Source organism: Streptomyces sp. NPDC019396 (assembly GCF_040632375.1).
Classification (GTDB): Bacteria; Actinomycetota; Actinomycetes; order Streptomycetales; family Streptomycetaceae; genus Streptomyces.
The window spans coordinates 60,397-77,557 of sequence record NZ_JBEYBS010000011.1 but is presented as its reverse complement, the minus strand read 5'-3'; the positions used below and the strand labels follow the sequence as shown (position 1 = coordinate 77,557).

Here is a 17,161-nt window from a genome sequence, read left to right as displayed (position 1 = left end):
CGCCATTCTGGCTCAGCCCACCGGCGGAGCATGCGTCAGAGCCCGAGCCCCGGGTGTCCCAGCCCGTGCATCCCGTGCGGCGCTCCCCCTGTCCTCTCCGCCCCTGCCTCGCCGCCGGACTTGCCGCCCGCGGCGGCCTGCGCAGCCGGCGGCTCGGGTTCCGGCCTGGCCGCGCAGAAGGCGTCCGCCGCATCGCCCGGCGCGGCCGGCGGCAGCGTGCCGGTGGACAGGTAGTCCGTCAGATACCGGTCGAGGCAGGCGTTCCCGCTCAGGCTGACCCCGTGATTGCCGCCGCCACGCTCGACGACCAGGCGCGAGCCGTGCAGCTTGCGGTGCATGGTGACGGCACCTTCGTAGGGCGTCGCCGCGTCATCGGTCGCCTGGAAGAGCAGCACCGGGGGCAGCGCGGTGTTCGCCACGTCCACCGGTCCGAGTGACGGGACGGGCCAGAACGCGCAGGGAGCGTTGTACCAGGCGTTGCTCCACGTGAAGAACGGTGCCTTGGCGTGGATCGCGGTGTTGTCGGCGCGCCAGGCCGGCCAGGACCGGGGCCACGGTGCGTCACGGCACTCCACGGCCGTATAGACGGAGTAGCCGTTCTCGCCCTTGCTGTCCACCGCGCCGAGTGCCTCGTAGGCGTCGAGCAGCGGCTGGGTCCGGCCATGCAGGGCGTACGCCGCGAAGGCGTTGGCGAGCCGCGGCCAGTAGCGGTTGTCGTAGCCGCCCGGCAGGAAGGTGTCCTCCAGCTCGCCGGGACCGACCTTCCCGCCCGCCGGCGCCCGGCGCACCGACTCCCGCACGGCGTACCACGCCGCCTCGACGCCGGCCGGATCGTTGCCCAGCCGGTAGGTCGCATGATGCCTGGCCACCCAGGCGGCGAAGGCCTTGTGGCGTGCGTCGAAGGCGAGATCCTGGCCGAGGTTGTCCTCGTACCAGACACCGTCGGGGTCCACCACCGAGTCGAGCACCGCCCGCCGTACCCGGTGCGGGAACTGCCTGGCGTAGACGGCGCCCAGGTAGGTGCCGTACGAGTAGCCGAAGTAGCTGATCCGCTCGGCGCGGAGGGCGGCCCGGATCAGGTCCATGTCCTTCGCCGCGTTCACGGTACTCAGATGGGGAAGCAGGTCCGGGTACTTCCGCCCGCAGTCCCGGGCGAAGGCCCGGGCTCGGACGAGCTGCGCCGACTCGTCGGACACCGTACGCGGCACAGGGTCGCGACGTACCGGGGCGAAGTGGCCTGGCCGGCAGGTGAGCGCGGGTGCCGAGGCACCCACTCCGCGGGGGTCGAAGCCGATCACGTCGTACTGCGCGGAGACCTTCGCCGGGAGCGCCGCCGCCACGTACCCCGCCAGGTGCAGCCCGCTCGCCCCCGGGCCTCCCGGGTTGACCAGCAGCGGCCCTTGGAAGGCCGGGTCCGTGTGGCGCACCCGCGACAGCGCGATCGTGATCTTCCTGCCGTCCGGTCGCGCATGGTCGAGCGGCACCGCCACCTCGGAGCACTCGAGCCGTGGATACGCCTTCGTGGCGCAGCTTCGCCAGGTGAGGGCATCCGCCTGCCGGGGCTGTGGCCCTGTGACGGCGTTTGTCGCCGCGGACGGCAGGGCGACCGCCAGTGAGCCCATCACCGCCCCTGCGGCGAGCAGCGCTGCGGTGTGTGCGGTGCGTCTGTCCATGCGGTCTCTCCCCTTGCGGCGGCAGGGGGTACGGCCGAGCGCCTGCCCCCTGCGCGAGGGCTTCCCGCATTCCGGTGATCTCGGACGTGTACGGCCCGGAGTTGACCCGTTTGATTCAGGAGCCGCCAGGGACGCGGTGGATTTCAGAGGAGGCTGAGCTGGGTGGCGCCCGGATCCGTCGGCGCCGCTGTGGCCGGGGCGGTCTCGTCGGGCGCCGGGATCCGCCGCGGTGTCCCGCGCTGTGCCGGACCGATGCCGAACTCGGCGGCCAGCTCGTGGACGTAGCGGGTGATCCGCCGCTGGTACCACGTGGGGGCGTAGGCACCCTCCGCGTACAGCCGCTCGTAGCGCCGCACCAGATGGGGATGCTCCCTGCCGAGCCAGGCCATGAACCACTCGCGCGCCCCCGGCCGCAGATGCAGTGCCAGCGGCGTCACGGATGTCGCACCGGCCGCCGAGATGGCCCGCACGGTCGCCCGCAGCTGGTCCGGATGGTCACTCAGGAAAGGGATGACCGGAGCCATCAGCACCCCGCAACCGATCCCGTGGTCCGTCAGCGTCCGGACCACGTCCAGGCGCCGGTCCGGGGAGGGCGTGCCGGGCTCCACCGAGCGCCACAGCGCCCGGTCGACGAAGCCGACCGACACGGAGATGCCGACGTCGGTGACCGCGGCGGCTTCGCGCAGCAGGTCCAGATCCCGCAGGATCAGCGTCCCCTTGGTGAGGATCGAGAACGGGTTCGCGTAGTCGCGCAGGGCGCCGATGATCCCCGGCATCAGCTGGTAGCGCCCCTCGGCCCGCTGGTAGCAGTCGACGTTGGTGCCCATCGCGACGTGGTCACCCTGCCAGCGGGCTGAGGCCAGCTGGCGGCGGAGCAGCTCGGGGGCGTTGGTCTTGACGATGATCTGGCTGTCGAAGCCGATCCCGGTGTCCAGGTCCAGATAGCCGTGGGTTTTGCGTGCGAAGCAGTAGACGCATGCGTGGGTGCAGCCGCGGTACGGATTCACCGTCCACTCGAACGGCATGCGTGAGGCCCCGGGTACCCGGTTGAGGATCGAGCGGGCACGGATCTCGTGAAAGGTGATGCCGCGGAACTCGGGCGTGTCGAAGATGCGGGTTGTCACCGCGTTCGTGCCGAAGAGCGTGGTCTCCCCGGGTGCGGCGGTCGGCCCGGTGTGCGGCGCGTTCCGGGTGTTGTTCCGGTGGTTCTGCGGATCGTCGGCGAGATTGTCCCAGCGCATGGGCGCCTCCTCGGTAGCACTGACCACAGAATAGAACACTTGTTCCCTTGATCGGCTCCGCCCCGGATTTGGAGGGCCGTGCGGGAGGTGATTGGCTTGGCCCACCTGACGGAACCGAGTGCTGGAGGACAGGCATGGCGCAGGTCGAGGCCACGACGGAGCGGATCATCGCGGCGGACGCGGAGACCGTGTTCGATGCGCTGGCCGACTACAAGGACACCCGCGCGAAGCTTCTGCCGGGGCACTTCAGCGAGTACCAGGTGCGTGAGGGTGGTGACGGCGCCGGAACCCTCGTCCACTGGAAGCTCCAGGCCACCAGCAAGCGCGTCCGTGACTGCCTGCTCGAGGTGGCCGAGCCGGCCGAGGGGCAGCTTGTCGAGAAGGACCGCAACTCCTCCATGGTCACGACCTGGACGGTCACCCCGGCCGGTGAGGGCCGCGCCAAGGCTGTCGTGGCCACCGTCTGGAACGGCGCGAGCGGCATCGGTGGATTCTTCGAGCGGACGTTCGCGCCGAAGGGGCTCGCCCGGATCTACGACGAGGTCCTCGCCAAGCTGGCCGCCGAGGTCGAGAAGTAGTCGAGCTGCTCGAGAACTGGTCAGGCCGGTCGGCTGTCGTCGTGAACCCGCAGTCGTGAACTGGCAGTTGCCGCACCGTAGTTACCGGCCGGTGCGGTGTACGGGGAAGGTCACCGCTTCGAGTGGTCTTCCCTGTGGGCTGCCCTGACACCCGAGGCGCCGGGTGTCAGGGGAAACCGCCTGATGAGCGCTGGTAGTGCGCCCGCGCGCGCCGGGCTCAGGGGCTCTTGGCCTCCCCACGGCGCCGCTTTTCCCGCTTGCCCCGCCTTGGTCCGCGATGCGAAGAATGACGCCGCGCGGCGCGACGAGGGGAGCAGTAGTGGGCGGGATCACGCTGGCGAAGGGCGGTCGAGTCGAGGGAGCGGCGGCCGGATCCCCGGACCGCCGAACGTCCCATCCACGGCATCCGCAGCCGACCGGTCCGCAGGATCCGCAGGCCTCGCGGGGCCCGCAAGTCCCGCAGTGCGCGAAGGAAGCGCCGGCGTCCCCGCCCGGGGGCGGCCTGCCGGACGCCGATGCCGCGGCCACGGGGCTGAGCCCTCGCCGGGTCCGGCTTGTCTTCCTCGGTCTGATGCTGGCGCTGCTGCTCGCCGCGCTCGAGCAGATGATCGTCGCCACCGCGCTGCCGAAGATCGTCGGTGAACTCCAGAGCCTCGACCGGATGTCCTGGGCGATCACCGGGTATCTCCTCACGGCCACCATCGGACTGCCCGTCTACGGCAAACTCGGCGACCTCTACGGACGCAAGGGCGTCTTCCAGTTCGCCATCGTCATCTTCGTCGCCGGCTCGGCACTCGCCGGCTGGTCCCGCACCATGGACCAGCTCATCGCGTTCCGGGCGGTCCAGGGCATCGGAGCGGGCGGGCTGATGATCGGGGTACAGGCGATCATCGCCGATATCGTCCCGGCCAGGGAACGCGGTCGCTTCATGGGGCTGATCGGCGCCGCCTTCGGGCTCGCGTCCGTGGCGGGCCCGCTGCTCGGCGGCTACTTCACCGACCACGTCTCATGGCGTTGGTGCTTCTACATCAACGTGCCCTTCGGCCTCGTCACCCTCGCCGTGGTCACCGTGGTGCTGAAGCTGCCGAAGCCGGTCGCCCGGGCCCGCTTCGACGTCTTCGGCGCGCTCATGCTCACCGGCGCCTCCACCTGCCTCGTGCTGCTGACCAGTTGGGGTGGCACCGAGTACGCCTGGGGCTCACGCGTAATCACCGGGCTGGCAGCCGGTGCCGTCGCGACCACCGTGCTCTTCGTCGTCGTCGAACGCTTCGCCCCCGAACCCATCATCCCGCTGCGGCTGTTCCGTGACCCGGTGTTCGTGGTCACCGGCCTGGTCGGGGCCGTCATCGGTGTGGCGCTCTTCGGTGCCGCCAGCTATCTGCCCACGTTCCTCCAGATGGTCGACGGCGCGAGCGCCACCGAGTCGGGGCTGCTGATGCTCCCGATGATGGGCGGCATCGTTGTGGCGTCCGTCGTCTCCGGGCAGCTCATCAGCCGTACCGGCCGTTACAAGATCTACCCGGTGCTCGGCAGCGCCGTGTCGGCCGTCGGCATGTGGCTGCTGTCGAGGCTGGACGCGGACACCCCCCGGCTCGAGTACTCCGTGTGGCAGGCCGTGCTCGGCATCGGCATCGGGCTGGTGATGCCCGTGCTGATCCTGGCCGTGCAGAATGCCGTGCCATCTGCCGATCTCGGCACCGCGACCAGCGCCAACAACTACTTCCGGCAGATCGGCGGAAGCGTGGGCGCCGCGGTGTTCGGCACCCTGTTCGCCAACCGGATCAGCGACGCGCTGGCAGCACACTTCCCGTTCGGACCGGGTACCGGAGCCGGGGGCGCGGCCGGACTGCCCGATCCGGAGTCGATCACCCCGCAGCTCGTCCACGCCATGCCGGCCGCCGTGCGCGACGGCTATGTCCAGGCCTACGCGGTCGCGATGCCGCGGATCTTCCTCTACCTCGTGCCGGTGCTCGTCCTCGGCCTCGTCCTCGCCTTCTTCCTCAAGGAGAAACCGCTGGTGTCCCAGAACGCCCCCACCGCCGAGCCGCTGGCCGTACCGCACGCCCGCCGTGCCGCCCCCACGCCCGTGCCTCCGTGTTCCGCGGGAGTCCCCGTGTGCGGCACCGTCCAGCACCACGACGGCACCACCGTCCCGCGCGCCGCCCTCACCCTCATCGATGTGCACGGCCGGCAGATCGGGCGCGGCGGCAGCGGCGAGGACGGACGCTACGCGCTCAGCGTCCCCGGCCCCGGCGCGTACGTTCTCATCGCCGCTGCCGGTGGCCACCAGCCGCAGGCCGTCGCGGTCACGGTCGGCGAACGCCCGGTCGAACTCGACGTCGTACTCGGCGGTGCGGGCCGCCTCGCGGGCACGGTCGTCACCGCCGACGGCACTCCCGTGCGCGACGCCGCCGTCACCCTCACCGACGTACGCGGCGAAGTCGTGGCCGGCACCCGCAGCGGACGCGAAGGGGGTTACGTCATCGACGAGTTGGTGGCCGGCGAGTACACCCTGGCCGCGAGCGCGCCCGCCTTCCGCCCGGCGGCGCTGCCCGTCAGCGTCCAGGCCTCCCGCGAGACCCGTCAGGACATCGAGCTCGCCGGTGGTGCCGTGCTGCGCGGAACCGTCCGGGCGGGGGACGGCAGGCCGGTCGAGGACGCGCGGGTCACCCTGCTGGACGCCGCGGCCAACGTCGTCGACACCCTCACCACAGGGCCCGACGGCACCTTCCGCTTCGTCGACCTCTCATCCGGCGAGTACACCGTGATCGCCGCCGGGTATCCGCCCGTGGCGACGGTGCTCCAGGTCGCCGGGGGCGGTCGCACCGAGCGTGACCTGCAGCTCGGGCACGAGGACTGACGCTTCCGGGCGCCGGGCCGGAGCCGATCACGCGGGGCGGGCGGCCGGGGCCGTACGGGTGCCCGGCCGCGGCAGACCGTAGTGTTCGCGCAGGGTCCTGCCCGTGTACGCGGTACGGAAGAGTCCCCGGCGCTGCAGCTCCGGCACCACCTGGTCGACGAAGTCCTCCACGGTGTGGAACAGCTGCCGCTCCGCCTCCGGCTCGATGCGGGCGCCGCCCCCTGACCGGGGCTCGATCGAGGTGTCGAGCAGGAAGCGGCCGGCGACGACGTGCCGTGCGCCGAGGGCGGACAGCACCGGGCGCAGTGCGTAGTCGACGGTGAGGACATGGGCGAGACTCCCGCCGGTCACCAGCGGCAGGACCGTCTTGCCCGCGAGGGCGTCCTGCGGGAGCAGATCGAGGAACGCCTTGAGCAGTCCCGTGTAGGAGGCTTTGTACACCGGCGTCGCGACGATGACGCCCACGGCGGCCTCGACCTCGCCGAGCGCCTCGTGCAGCGCCGGGTGCTCGCGCCGCCCCGCGAGCAACTCGGCCGACGGGAGGTCCCGTACGGTCGGCCGCCGGGCGTCGATCCCCGCGCGGGACAGCCGGCGTGCCACATGGTCCAGCAGGAGCGTGGTACGTGAAGTGGGGGACCGACTTCCAGAGATGGTGAGCGGCTTGGACAACACGTTCTCCTTCAGGGGGCGTTCGATCGGGGGGAGCCGCCTGAGCGGCACCCGGGGACTGGTCGGGCCGTGGTCAGAGGCGGGCGGTCGCGGCGGTGGTGCCGACGGGGCTCGCTGAGTGTTCCGCCGATGCGCCCGAGGCGGCTCCGAAGGCGGGCTCGGGGACGGTCTCCGGTGACAGCAGCCGGGAGGGACGCCCGTCCACGCCGCCGGGAATGTCACCGTCGACCGTCACGCGGCGCAGCCTGCGCTCGTGGTCGCCGGAATCGTCCACGCCGTAGTGCTGGGTGGCGCGGTTGTACCGGATGGCTACGTCACCCGGCTGCCACTGCCAGCGCACGGTGTTCTCGGGCCGCTCGATATGTGACTGGAAAAGCTCCAGCAGGGTCCGTGAGTCCGATCCCGTGAGTCCGCTGATGCGGTGCACGAAGTTGCCGAGGAGCAGGGAGCGTTCACCGGTCTCCGGGTGGACCCTGACCACCGGGTGCTCGGTGCGGAACGAGGTCGATGTGAAGACCTCGCGCGGCCGTCGGCGAATTCACGCCAACGAAATCCTCCGGTCATGGCCGGAAACGGCGGCAACACGGCGATGGCGCGAGCCGCCCCGCCCGTGCGGATCAGGACCATGCGACGAAGCGGGCGAGCTCCTCCGCGGCACCGTGAGGCAGCCGCGCGACGGCCTCTTCCGGAAGGCTGCCGACCACCGTGCGCAGCCGCGCACCGGGGCCGGGCAGCATCGCCCAGGCGGACGCCGGGGCCGCGACGGCCGCGAGCAGCAGGTCACCCTCGTGGAAGTACGCGTCCAGCAGCGGCTCTTCGAGCAGCAGGCGCACCGCGAGGGGCAGCGTGAACGGCAGGCCCACCCGCTGAGCGACGAGCGTACGCAGCTCCGCCGCGCCGAGGGCGCCCAGCGGCACCCGCCGCAGCTCGTGCACCTTGCGGACCAGGTGGGTCGCGTCCGATGCGGGAGCCTCCCAGCGGGGCGGGTCCAGTCGTCGAGCGTCCGGTCGAGGTGCCGCAGCTGGTCCATGGGTGTCATTCTCGCCGGGATCAGCCCTGAGCCACCTGGCCCCTGACCCGCTCAGGAGCCACCACGGCCTGCTGCGGAAGCTCGCGCCGCCCGCGCACGGGGGAGAGGAGGACGGGCAGGAGGGCCAGTGCGACACAGCAGCCGCCCGTCCACAACGCGTAGCGCACTCCGGCGTACTGACCGATCAGGCCCGCGGCGGCGGACCCCACGGCGAGCGCGCCGGTGAGCATGAAGCGAAAGGTGGCGTTCATCCGGCCGAGGAGCGGATCGGGGGTCAGTCGCTGGCGCAGACTGACCGCCAGCACATTGCCGACCCCCACCCTGAACGTGCACAGCAGCCACCCCGCTGAGGCAAGCCACAGCCATGGCCCCCGGTCGATCAGGGGGATCAGCAGCGCGCCCGGAGCCATGCAGAGTCCGGCAGCCCCGAGCGTGCGGCCCAGGCCGAGCCGGCCCGCCAGGCGGTCCGCACAGCGGGCACCGATGAAGACGCCCATCGCGCCGACCGCCAGATAGACGCCCAGCGCGCCTGCGGACAGGCCGAGTTCACGGACGAACAGGACGGGCAGCAGGGTGTTGAGCATCTGTATGCCCAGATTGGTCACAGCGGCGGAGAGCGCCAGCGCCCGGAGCTCCCGGTGCCCGAGCACATGGCGCAGCCCTTCCGCGATCTCCGTCCGCAGTCCTCTGTTCCCACCGACGAGGGCCACCCGCTGGGTGGGAGCCGCCGCCCGCATCCCCGTCAGACGCAGTGCCGAGGCGAGATGGAGCGCGGCCACACACACCAGGGCCACCGGCACGCCCAGCAGTTGGACGAGTACACCGCCGGCGCCCCGGCCGCCCACCTGGCTCGCGGCCTGAAGGCTCACCACCGCGGAATTGGCCCGCACCAGCCCGCCCGGGCCGACCAGGGCGGGCAGCACACTCTGCGACGCCACGTCGAAGAAGACCGTCGCGCAGCCGCTCACCAGTACGACGGCGTACAACTGTCCAAGAGTGAGCGCGTCCAGCGCCCAGGCCAGTGGCACCGAGGCGAACAGCAAGGCCCTCGCCAGATCCGCGGCGATCAGCACCGGACGGTGGTGCATCCGGTCCACCCAGGCTCCGGCAGGCAGACCGATGAGGAGGAAGGCCACCGTGCTCAGCGTGGCCAGCAACCCGACCTGACCGGCGTCCGCCTCCAGTGCCGTGACGGCGATCAGCGGTACGGCGACATGGCCCACGGCGGAGCCGAGCTGGCTGAAGGCGGTCGCGGTGAACAGCATGCGGAAGTCAGGTCTGCGCCAGGGGCTGTCTGTCGTCATGGGCCTCACGTTCGCGGCGGTCCGCACACCGGACCAATGATTTAGCCTCGGCTGAATGGTGCAGCGGCAACGGTCCCCAAGCGGGCCGCTCGAAATCGATTTCACGGCCGAGGACGTGGCGCGCACGAGATTCGCCATCTCCCCGCTGTGGGAGGTGGTGGCGGGGATACGTGTGCTCAAGGGCGCCGACGGCCATGCCATGCACCGCCGGTGGGCCGACGAGGTGCGACCGAGGCTCGCCGCCGCGAAGCTGGACCTCACCCCGCTGACCTCGCTCGTCGTGGTGCCGACCACCACCATTCCCGGCTTCCTCGTCCCGCCCCCGGCCACCCCGCAGCCCTCGCTCGACCTGGAACTGGCCGTGCTCCGGGCCACTCCGCCCGAACTGCTGCGGACGTCATCCCCGGACACCCGGGCCGCCGTCGCGGCGCTGCGCGAGGACCCCGGTCGAGCACTCGGCCGGCTCGCCGACGCGATCGCGGGCTACTGGGAGATCGCCGTCGCGCCCTACTGGCCGGGGATCCTCGCCCTGCTCGAAGCCGATATCGCCCACCGGGCCAGGCAGTTCGCCGAAGGCGGTGCCGAGACCCTGCTGGCCGGCCTCGATCCCCAGGTCACCTGGGAATCCGGCGCGCTCCAGATACCCCACTGCCGGCAGCGGGGGATCCGGAGACTCGACGGCAGGGGCCTGCTGCTCGTCCCCTCGGCCTTCGTCTGGCCCCGGATCTTCTCCGTCATCGGCTACGACCAATGGCAGCCCACGCTGCGCTACCCGCCCCGGGGCGTTGCCACACTGTGGGAGCGGCGCGCCCGGCCCTGCCCGAGTGCCCTCGCCGGGGTACTCGGCCGCACCCGTGCCCTGCTGCTCGCCGTACTGGACGCTCCCGCCTCCACCACCGAACTGGCGCGCCGCACCGGTCATTCGCCCGGGGGTGTGTCCCAGCATCTGACGGCCCTGCGGTCGGCCGGTCTGGTACGCGGGCACCGCATGGGGCGGACGGTGTTCTACGCGCGCACCCGCGTGGGGGAGGCGCTGGTCCAGGGGTGTGATCCCTGAGCCGAACGAGGTGCGGTCAGGGCGCAAACCACCCCCATCGGGCGGCTGAGACCCCGACGCGCCGGGTAGGCACTGGCGGTGCGGGCGGAGGGGTGCGCCGGGCGACAATGCCGGGGGGCCGGTGCCGTGCACGGTGAGGACGGCGAACCGGCAGCCCGGGAGAACGGAGGCGGCAGTGAAGATCCTGATCAGCGCCGACATGGAAGGCGCCACAGGGGTCACCTGGCCGGGCGATGTGCTGCCCGGGACTCCCCAGTGGGAGCGCTGCCGGCCGCTCTTCACCTCGGATGTGAACGCGGCGGTGCTCGGCTTCCTCGACGGCGGCGCCGACCAGGTGGTCATCAACGAAGCGCACTGGAGCATGCGCAATCTGCTGCTGGAACAGCTGGACGACCGGGCCGAGTTGCTGACAGGGCGGCACAAGACGCTGTCCATGGTGGAAGGCGTGCAGCACGGCGATGTCGACGGTGTCGCCTTCGTCGGCTACCACACGGGGGCGGGTACCCGGGGTGTGCTGGCGCACACCTACCTCGCCAACTCCATCACGGGCGTCTGGCTGAACGGCGAGCGGGCGAGCGAGGGACTGCTCAACGCCCATGTCGTCGCCGAGTACGGAGTGCCGGTCGTGCTGGTCACCGGGGACGACCTGACCTGTGAGGACGCCCTCGGCTACGCGCCCGAGGCGCTCAAGGTCGCCGTCAAGGACCACATCTCGCGGTACGCGGCCGTGTGCCGCACTCCGGCCCGTACCGCCGCGCGGATCCGCGCCGCCGCCAAGGAGGCCACCGTGCTCGCCGTACGCCATGAGCCCGTGCGTGGAGGCCCGTTCAGCGTCGATGTCGAGCTTGACGCCGAGCATCTGGCCGGGGCGGCGACGGTCGTTCCCGGTGTGGCGGTGAGCGGTGAGCGCCGCGTCTCGTATTCAAGCGTGACGATGTATGAAGCCATTCGCACGTTCAAAGCGGTCACGACGATCGTCTCGGCCGCGGTGGAGGAGCAGTATGGCTGATGTGAGACTCCCCGAGCCAGGAACCGCGCCTATGCACACCGGCAACAACGACGACGTCAGCGGCATCAGCGGCGTTGACCACCTCGCGCTCGACGAGGTGGTCACCTTCACCTCCGAGCTGATCCGCATCGACACCACCAACCGCGGCGGCGGTGACTGCCGCGAGCGGCCCGCCGCCGAGTACGCAGCCGAACGGCTCGCCGGCGCGGGTCTCGAGCCGATGCTCCTGGAGCGCACCAAGGGCCGGACGAATGTAGTGGCGCGGATCGAGGGCACGGATCCGTCCGCGGACGCGCTGCTGGTGCACGGCCATCTCGACGTGGTCCCCGCCGAACCCGTCGACTGGACCGTCCACCCCTTCTCCGGCGAGGTCCGCGACGGCGTCGTCTGGGGACGTGGCGCCGTCGACATGAAGAACATGGACGCCATGGTCCTCGCCGTCGTGCGCGCCTGGCGGCGCACCGGAATCCGCCCGCGCCGCGACATCGTGATCGCGTACACGGCGGACGAGGAGGCCAGCGCGGAGGACGGATCGGGCTTCCTCGCCGACCACCACCCCGAGCTGTTCGAAGGCTGCACCGAAGGGATCAGCGAATCCGGGGCGTTCAGTTTCCACGCCGCACCCGGTATGACGCTCTATCCCATCGGGGCGGGCGAGCGCGGCACCGCCTGGCTGAAGCTCACCGCCCACGGCCGGGCGGGCCACGGCTCCAAGGTCAACCGGACCAATGCGGTGACCAGGCTAGCCGCGGCCATCGCCAGGATCGGCGAGCACGAGTGGCCGGTGCGGCTCACCCCCACGGTGCGCGCCGCCCTGTCCGAGCTCGCAGCACTGCACGGGCTCACCGTCGACGCAGGCGCACCCGGCCTGGACGTGGACGCGCTGCTGGGCAAGCTCGGCCGGGCGGCGCTGCTGGTCGAGCCGGTCGTGCGCAACAGCACCAACCCGACCATGCTGGAAGCGGGTTACAAGGTCAACGTGATCCCGGGGCATGCCACCGCCTACGTCGACGGGCGCATGCTGCCGGGCACCGAGGACGAGTTCCGCGACACCCTTGACCGGCTCACGGGACCCGATGTCGACTGGGAGTTCCTGCACCGCGAGGTGGCGCTCGAAGCCCCCGTCGACTCTCCGACCTTCGCCCGACTGCGCGCGGCCATCGAGGCCTTCGACCCCGACGGCCGTGTCGTGCCGTACTGCACATCCGGCGGCACCGACGCCAAGCAGTTCTCCCGGCTCGGCATCACCGGCTACGGCTTCACGCCGCTGAAACTGCCCGAAGGCTACGACTACGGGGCGATGTTCCACGGAGTCGACGAGCGTGTCCCCGTGGACGCACTCCACTTCGGCGTCCGCGTACTCGACCGCTATCTCAAGTCCGCTTAGGGGGATGGGGAATGGTGCCCACAGGGGCCTATGGGACCTGGCCGTCGCCGATCGACGCCGCGCTCGCCGCCTCGAACGACGGGCGGCCCGAGTTCATCGGCACGGTGGGCGACGAGGTGTGGTGGACGGCGCCCCGGCCCACCGAGGAAGGCCGCCGCACCCTGGTGAGACGCAGGGCCGACGGCACAGAGGAAACGGTCCTTCCCGTTCCGTGGAACGTACGCAGCCGGGTCATGGAGTACGGCGGCCTGCCCTGGGCCGGGGCGCACCGTGACCACGGCGGGACCCTCATCGTGTTCGTCCACCACGACGACCAGCGGATGTATGCCCACGAGCCCGACGCCGGCACGGAGCCAAGACCGCTCACCCCGTTGTCGGAGGTGGGTGCGGGGCTGCGCTGGGCGGATCCCGTCATCCACCCCGACCGGGGTGAAGTCTGGTGCGTGCTCGAAGAGTTCACCGGGGACGCGCCCACCGATGTGCGCCGGGTCATCGCCGCCGTGCCGCTCGACGGTTCGGCGGCAGACGACCGTGCGGCCGTCCGGGAGCTGACCGGCGACCGGCACCGCTTCGTCACCGGGCCGCGGCTCTCACCCGACGGGCGGCGCGCCGCCTGGATCGCCTGGGACCACCCCCGGATGCCCTGGGACGGCACCGAGGTGATGCTCGGGGAGGTCGTGGAGGACGGCCCCTTCCGCGGGGTGCGCCGGATCGCGGGCGGCGTCGGCGAGTCGGTGGCCCAGGTCGACTGGGCCCGTGACGGCTCGCTGCTGTACGCCTCGGACGCGGGTGGCTGGTGGGAGCCGTATGCGATCCCGGCCGGGGAGCTCGACGCCGCCGGTCCGACCGCGACGGCACCGACCGCGAAGGCGCTGTGCCCCGGCCGCGGCGAGGAGTTCGGCGGGCCGCTGTGGAAGCTGGGTCTGAGCTGGTTCCAGCCCCTGGAGAACGGCCTCGTCGCCGCGATCCACGGCCGGGGCGCCACCTCCCTCGGGATACTCGACCCGGAGACCGGCGAGCTCGTCGACACCGCGGGCCCCTGGACCGAGTGGGCGCCGACCCTCGCCGCGCACGGGACCCGGGTCGTCGGCGTCGCGGCCAGCCCGCGCAGCGGGTTCGAGATCGTGGAGCTCGACATCTGCACGGGCCGGGCCCGCGTCATCGGTGCGGCGCACGAGGACCGGGTGGACCCCGCGTACTACCCGGAGCCGCAGATCCGTGTCTTCACCGGGCCGGAGGACCGCGAGATCCACGCGCACGTCTATCCGCCCCACAGCCCCGACCGCATCGCCCCCGACGACGAGCTGCCGCCCTACGTGGTGTGGGCGCACGGCGGTCCCACCGGCCGGTCCCCCCTCGTGCTCGATCTGGAGATCGCCTACTTCACCTCGCGCGGCATCGGTGTCGCCGAGGTCAACTACGGCGGCTCCACCGGCTACGGCCGCGAGTACCGCGAGCGGCTGCGTGAGCAGTGGGGCGTGGTCGACGTGGAGGACTGCGCCGCCGTCGCCGAAGCCCTTGCCGCCGAGGGCACGGGCGATCCGGACCGGCTGGCGATCCGGGGCGGAAGCGCGGGCGGCTGGACCGCCGCGGTGTCCCTCACCACCACCGGTGTCTATTCCTGCGGGGCCATCCGCTACCCCGTACTGGACCTGCTGGGCTGGGCGACCGACGGCACCCATGACTTTGAATCCCGGTACCTGGAGTCGCTGATCGGCCCGCTCGACGAGGTCCCGGGACGCTACCGGGAACGCTCGCCGATCGAGCATGTCGACCGCATCGACGTCCCGCTGCTGCTGCTCCAGGGCCTCGACGATCCGATCTGCCCGCCGGCGCAGAGCGAGCGCTTCCTTGCCCAGCTCGCCGGGCGCGGGACGCCCCATGCCTATCTCGCCTTCGAGGGCGAGAGCCACGGCTTCCGCCGTGCGGAGACCCTGATCCGCGCCCTGGAGGCCGAGCTGTCCTTGTACGTACAGACTTTCGGCACCCCGCGGGGGGATGTCCCGGTGCTCGGGCTGGTGAAGTGAGCCGCCGGCAGCATCCGGAGGGCCCGGTCCCGGCCCTCACCCGCCCCGCGCGGCTGCGGCCGGGCGACCGGGTCGCCGTCGTCGCCCCCAGCGGCCCCGTACCGGCGGACCGCCTGGAGAAGGGCCTCGCCGTCCTGCGCGGCTGGGACCTGGAGCCGGTCGTGCTGCCGCACGTGCTCGCGGGACATCCGCGGTTGCCCTACCTCGCGGGCGAGGACGCGGCGCGCGCCCGGGACCTCCAGGAGGCCTGGTGCGATCCTTCGGTCTCCGCCGTGATCTGCGCCCGGGGCGGGTACGGTGCCCAGCGGATGGCCGACCTGGTCGACTGGGCCGCGGTACGCGCGGCAGAGCCCAAGGTCTTCGTCGGCTACAGCGATGTCACCGCGCTCCATGAGGCCTTCGCCCAACGCGTGGGCCTGGCGACCCTGCACGGCCCGATGGTGGCCGCGCTGACGTTCATCGAGGACCCGGACACCCAGGAGTCCCTGCGCACCACGCTCTTCGCACCCGAATCGGTGCGGACGCTGCGGCTCGGCAGCGCACGGCCGCTGATTCCCGGCCGCGCCCGAGGGATCACCCTGGGCGGCTGCGTGAGCCTGCTCGCCGCCGGCATCGGCACCCCGCACGCCCGGCCGTCCGCGCGTGGTGGGCTGCTGCTGATCGAGGACACCGGGGAGGAGCCCTACCGCCTGGACCGGGTCCTCACCCAGCTGCTGCGCTCCGGATGGCTGGACGGAGTGTCCGGGATCGCCCTGGGGTCGTGGGAGGGCTGCGGGCCCGACGAGGAGCTGCGGGCCGTGTTCCTGGACCGGCTCGGCGGCCTCGGAGTCCCGGTCGTGGAGGAGCTCGGCTTCGGGCACCGGGCCACGGCGCTGACGATGCCCCTCGGGGTTCCGGCGGTGCTGGACGCGGATGCCGGGGCGCTGGTGCTCGATGTGCCGGCACTGGTCTGACAGCGCTGGTCCGGGGAGGGGGGACCTCCGCGCCGGTCGCGCGCCCTGGCGCCGGCCTTCACGGCCGGCGCCCGTGCGGGGGAGCGTCAGCTCAGCGCGGCGTAACCCGGCCGGATCACCTCGTCGATGATGCGGCGGCGCTCGGGGAGCGGCAGGAAGGCGGACTCGACGGCGGCCACCGTGAACTGCTCGAAGACCTCCGGGCCGTAGCCGAAGGCATCCGCCATGTGCTGGAACTCGCGGCTCATCGTGGTGCCGGAGACCAGGCGGTTGTCCGTGTTGAGCGTGACCTGGAAGCCGAGGCGGCGCAGCAGGTCGATCGGGTGCGTGGCATAGTCCTTCGCCGCGCCGGTCTGGAGGTTCGAGGTCGGGCAGACCTCCAGCGCGATCCCGTTGTCGCGGACGTACGCGGCCAGGTGACCCAGCGAGGCCGTGCCGTCGTCGGCGACCCGGATGTCATCGGTGATCCGCACGCCGTGGCCGATCCGCTCGGCGCCGCAGACCTGGACCGCCTCGTGGATGGACTCGGCGCCGACGGCCTCGCCCGCGTGGATGGTGAAGTGGCAGTTGTGCCGCTTCAGGTGCTGGAAGGCGGGGAGGTGGTCGGCGGGAGGATTGCCGATCTCGCCGCCCGCGATGTCGAAGCCCGCCACCCCGCGGTCCCGGTGGGCCACGGTCAGCTCGGCTATCTCCAGCGAGCGCCGGGTGTGCCGCATACCCGTCAGCAGCGCGCCGACGGTGATCCGGCCGCCCGCGCGGCGCTCGCCCTCGCGGAAGCCCTCGTTGACCGCGTCGACGACCTCGTCGAGGCTCAGGCCGCGCTCCTGGTGCTGCTCGGGGGCGTAGCGCACCTCGGCGTAGACGACTCCGTCGGCCGCCAGGTCCTCCGCGCACTCGGCGGCGATCCGGAACAGGGCCTCGCGGGTCTGCATCACCGCACAGGTGTGGGCGAAGGTCTCCAGATAGCGCTCCAGCGACCCGGAGTCCGCGGCGTCGCGAAACCAGACGGCGAGAGCCTCGGGATCCTCGGTGGGCAGATCGCCGTAGCCGCACCCACGGGCCAGCTCGATGATCGTGGAGGGACGCAGACCGCCGTCCAGGTGGTCGTGCAGGACGGCCTTGGGAGCGCTGCGGATCCAGTCGGCGACAGGGGCGGGGCTCGCGGCGAGGTCGGCCGGGGAGTTGTCAGACAAGTGCATGCAGCGGGAGTGTACGGCAACGAGGCGCCGGGCGCCGTTGTGGGGCGCATGCCGCTCGGCACACAGGGCGTACGCAGGCACGGCGGGGGGTGCGTGCCGGCCGGACTGGCTGGCGGCGTACGCGGAGCGGCACACGTCGGCCGGACCGGCGGCATGGCCAGGTCGGGGGGTGGT

Annotated in this window: 13 protein-coding genes and 1 pseudogene; 7 read left to right on the top strand and 7 right to left on the bottom strand. The window is 72.0% G+C overall.

What is annotated here, in order from left to right; translation table 11 throughout:
* Positions 1 to 35 precede the first annotated feature (35 nt).
* Positions 36 to 1,673, bottom strand: a complete 1,638-nt coding sequence (locus ABZ532_RS15030) for an alpha/beta hydrolase (RefSeq protein WP_361282675.1) — start codon at positions 1,671 to 1,673, stop codon at positions 36 to 38.
* A gap of 143 nt (positions 1,674 to 1,816) precedes the next feature.
* Positions 1,817 to 2,914: an Rv2578c family radical SAM protein gene (locus ABZ532_RS15025; RefSeq protein ID WP_361282673.1), complete on the bottom strand. Its 1,098-nt coding sequence runs from the start codon at positions 2,912 to 2,914 to the stop codon at positions 1,817 to 1,819.
* Positions 2,915 to 3,048: 134 nt separating this feature from the next.
* Here ABZ532_RS15025 and ABZ532_RS15020 point away from each other — a divergent pair, with 134 nt between their 5' ends.
* Entirely contained in the window at positions 3,049 to 3,492 is a 444-nt protein-coding gene (locus ABZ532_RS15020; RefSeq protein WP_361282671.1) for an SRPBCC family protein, read from the top strand.
* Positions 3,493 to 3,994: 502 nt separating this feature from the next.
* The gene (locus tag ABZ532_RS15015; protein WP_361282925.1) at positions 3,995 to 6,352 is read left to right on the top strand and encodes an MFS transporter; all 2,358 of its coding nucleotides are present in this window, start codon (positions 3,995 to 3,997) and stop codon (positions 6,350 to 6,352) included.
* A 27-nt stretch (positions 6,353 to 6,379) separates the two neighbouring features.
* On the opposite strand, the gene ssuE is transcribed toward ABZ532_RS15015, so the two are convergent.
* The 4 genes and pseudogenes from ssuE to ABZ532_RS14995 all read right to left on the bottom strand — a co-directional run bounded on the left by ssuE (position 6,380) and on the right by ABZ532_RS14995 (position 9,355).
* On the bottom strand, positions 6,380 to 7,021 hold the full coding sequence (ssuE, locus tag ABZ532_RS15010; RefSeq protein ID WP_361282669.1) for an NADPH-dependent FMN reductase: 642 nt from the start codon (positions 7,019 to 7,021) through the stop codon (positions 6,380 to 6,382).
* Between the two features lie 73 nt (positions 7,022 to 7,094).
* Positions 7,095 to 7,550: pseudogene (locus ABZ532_RS15005) on the bottom strand (TauD/TfdA family dioxygenase); the annotation flags it as partial.
* Positions 7,551 to 7,638: 88 nt separating this feature from the next.
* On the bottom strand, positions 7,639 to 7,956 hold the full coding sequence (locus ABZ532_RS15000) for a contact-dependent growth inhibition system immunity protein (protein ID WP_361282667.1): 318 nt from the start codon (positions 7,954 to 7,956) through the stop codon (positions 7,639 to 7,641).
* Positions 7,957 to 8,071: 115 nt separating this feature from the next.
* Positions 8,072 to 9,355, bottom strand: a complete 1,284-nt coding sequence (locus tag ABZ532_RS14995) for an MFS transporter (RefSeq protein WP_361282665.1) — start codon at positions 9,353 to 9,355, stop codon at positions 8,072 to 8,074.
* A gap of 55 nt (positions 9,356 to 9,410) precedes the next feature.
* Here ABZ532_RS14995 and ABZ532_RS14990 point away from each other — a divergent pair, with 55 nt between their 5' ends.
* The 5 genes from ABZ532_RS14990 (at position 9,411) to ABZ532_RS14970 (ending at position 15,788) form a co-directional block, all read left to right on the top strand.
* A complete protein-coding gene (locus tag ABZ532_RS14990; RefSeq protein WP_361282663.1) occupies positions 9,411 to 10,412 on the top strand; it encodes a DUF5937 family protein in 1,002 nt (333 codons plus the stop codon).
* A 175-nt stretch (positions 10,413 to 10,587) separates the two neighbouring features.
* Entirely contained in the window at positions 10,588 to 11,421 is an 834-nt protein-coding gene (locus tag ABZ532_RS14985; protein WP_361282661.1) for a M55 family metallopeptidase, read from the top strand.
* A gap of 31 nt (positions 11,422 to 11,452) precedes the next feature.
* Positions 11,453 to 12,808, top strand: coding sequence for a M20/M25/M40 family metallo-hydrolase (locus tag ABZ532_RS14980; RefSeq protein ID WP_361282923.1), 1,356 nt, complete (start codon positions 11,453 to 11,455; stop codon positions 12,806 to 12,808).
* Positions 12,809 to 12,819: 11 nt separating this feature from the next.
* Positions 12,820 to 14,835 (top strand): LpqB family beta-propeller domain-containing protein, encoded by a 2,016-nt coding sequence (locus ABZ532_RS14975; RefSeq protein WP_361282659.1) that lies wholly within the window; start codon positions 12,820 to 12,822, stop codon positions 14,833 to 14,835.
* Positions 14,832 to 15,788, top strand: coding sequence for an LD-carboxypeptidase (locus ABZ532_RS14970; protein WP_361282657.1), 957 nt, complete (start codon positions 14,832 to 14,834; stop codon positions 15,786 to 15,788). Before ABZ532_RS14975 ends, ABZ532_RS14970 begins: the two co-directional genes overlap by 4 nt.
* Positions 15,789 to 15,874: 86 nt before the next feature.
* On the opposite strand, the gene ABZ532_RS14965 is transcribed toward ABZ532_RS14970, so the two are convergent.
* A complete protein-coding gene (locus ABZ532_RS14965) occupies positions 15,875 to 16,987 on the bottom strand; it encodes an adenosine deaminase (protein WP_361282655.1) in 1,113 nt (370 codons plus the stop codon).
* Between the last annotated feature and the right edge of the window lie 174 nt (positions 16,988 to 17,161).

What these genes read in the sequence shown, in the direction of transcription:
- ABZ532_RS14990 (WP_361282663.1), top strand. Translation starts at nt 9,411, where the DNA reads ATGGTGCAGCGGCAACGGTCCCCAAGCGGGCCGCTCGAAATCGATTTC.
- ABZ532_RS15025 (WP_361282673.1), bottom strand. Translation starts at nt 2,914, where the DNA reads ATGCGCTGGGACAATCTCGCCGACGATCCGCAGAACCACCGGAACAAC.
- ABZ532_RS14965 (WP_361282655.1), bottom strand. Translation starts at nt 16,987, where the DNA reads ATGCACTTGTCTGACAACTCCCCGGCCGACCTCGCCGCGAGCCCCGCC.
- ABZ532_RS15020 (WP_361282671.1), top strand. Translation starts at nt 3,049, where the DNA reads ATGGCGCAGGTCGAGGCCACGACGGAGCGGATCATCGCGGCGGACGCG.
- ABZ532_RS14975 (WP_361282659.1), top strand. Translation starts at nt 12,820, where the DNA reads ATGGTGCCCACAGGGGCCTATGGGACCTGGCCGTCGCCGATCGACGCC.
- ABZ532_RS15030 (WP_361282675.1), bottom strand. Translation starts at nt 1,673, where the DNA reads ATGGACAGACGCACCGCACACACCGCAGCGCTGCTCGCCGCAGGGGCG.
- ABZ532_RS14995 (WP_361282665.1), bottom strand. Translation starts at nt 9,355, where the DNA reads ATGACGACAGACAGCCCCTGGCGCAGACCTGACTTCCGCATGCTGTTC.
- ABZ532_RS14980 (WP_361282923.1), top strand. Translation starts at nt 11,453, where the DNA reads ATGCACACCGGCAACAACGACGACGTCAGCGGCATCAGCGGCGTTGAC.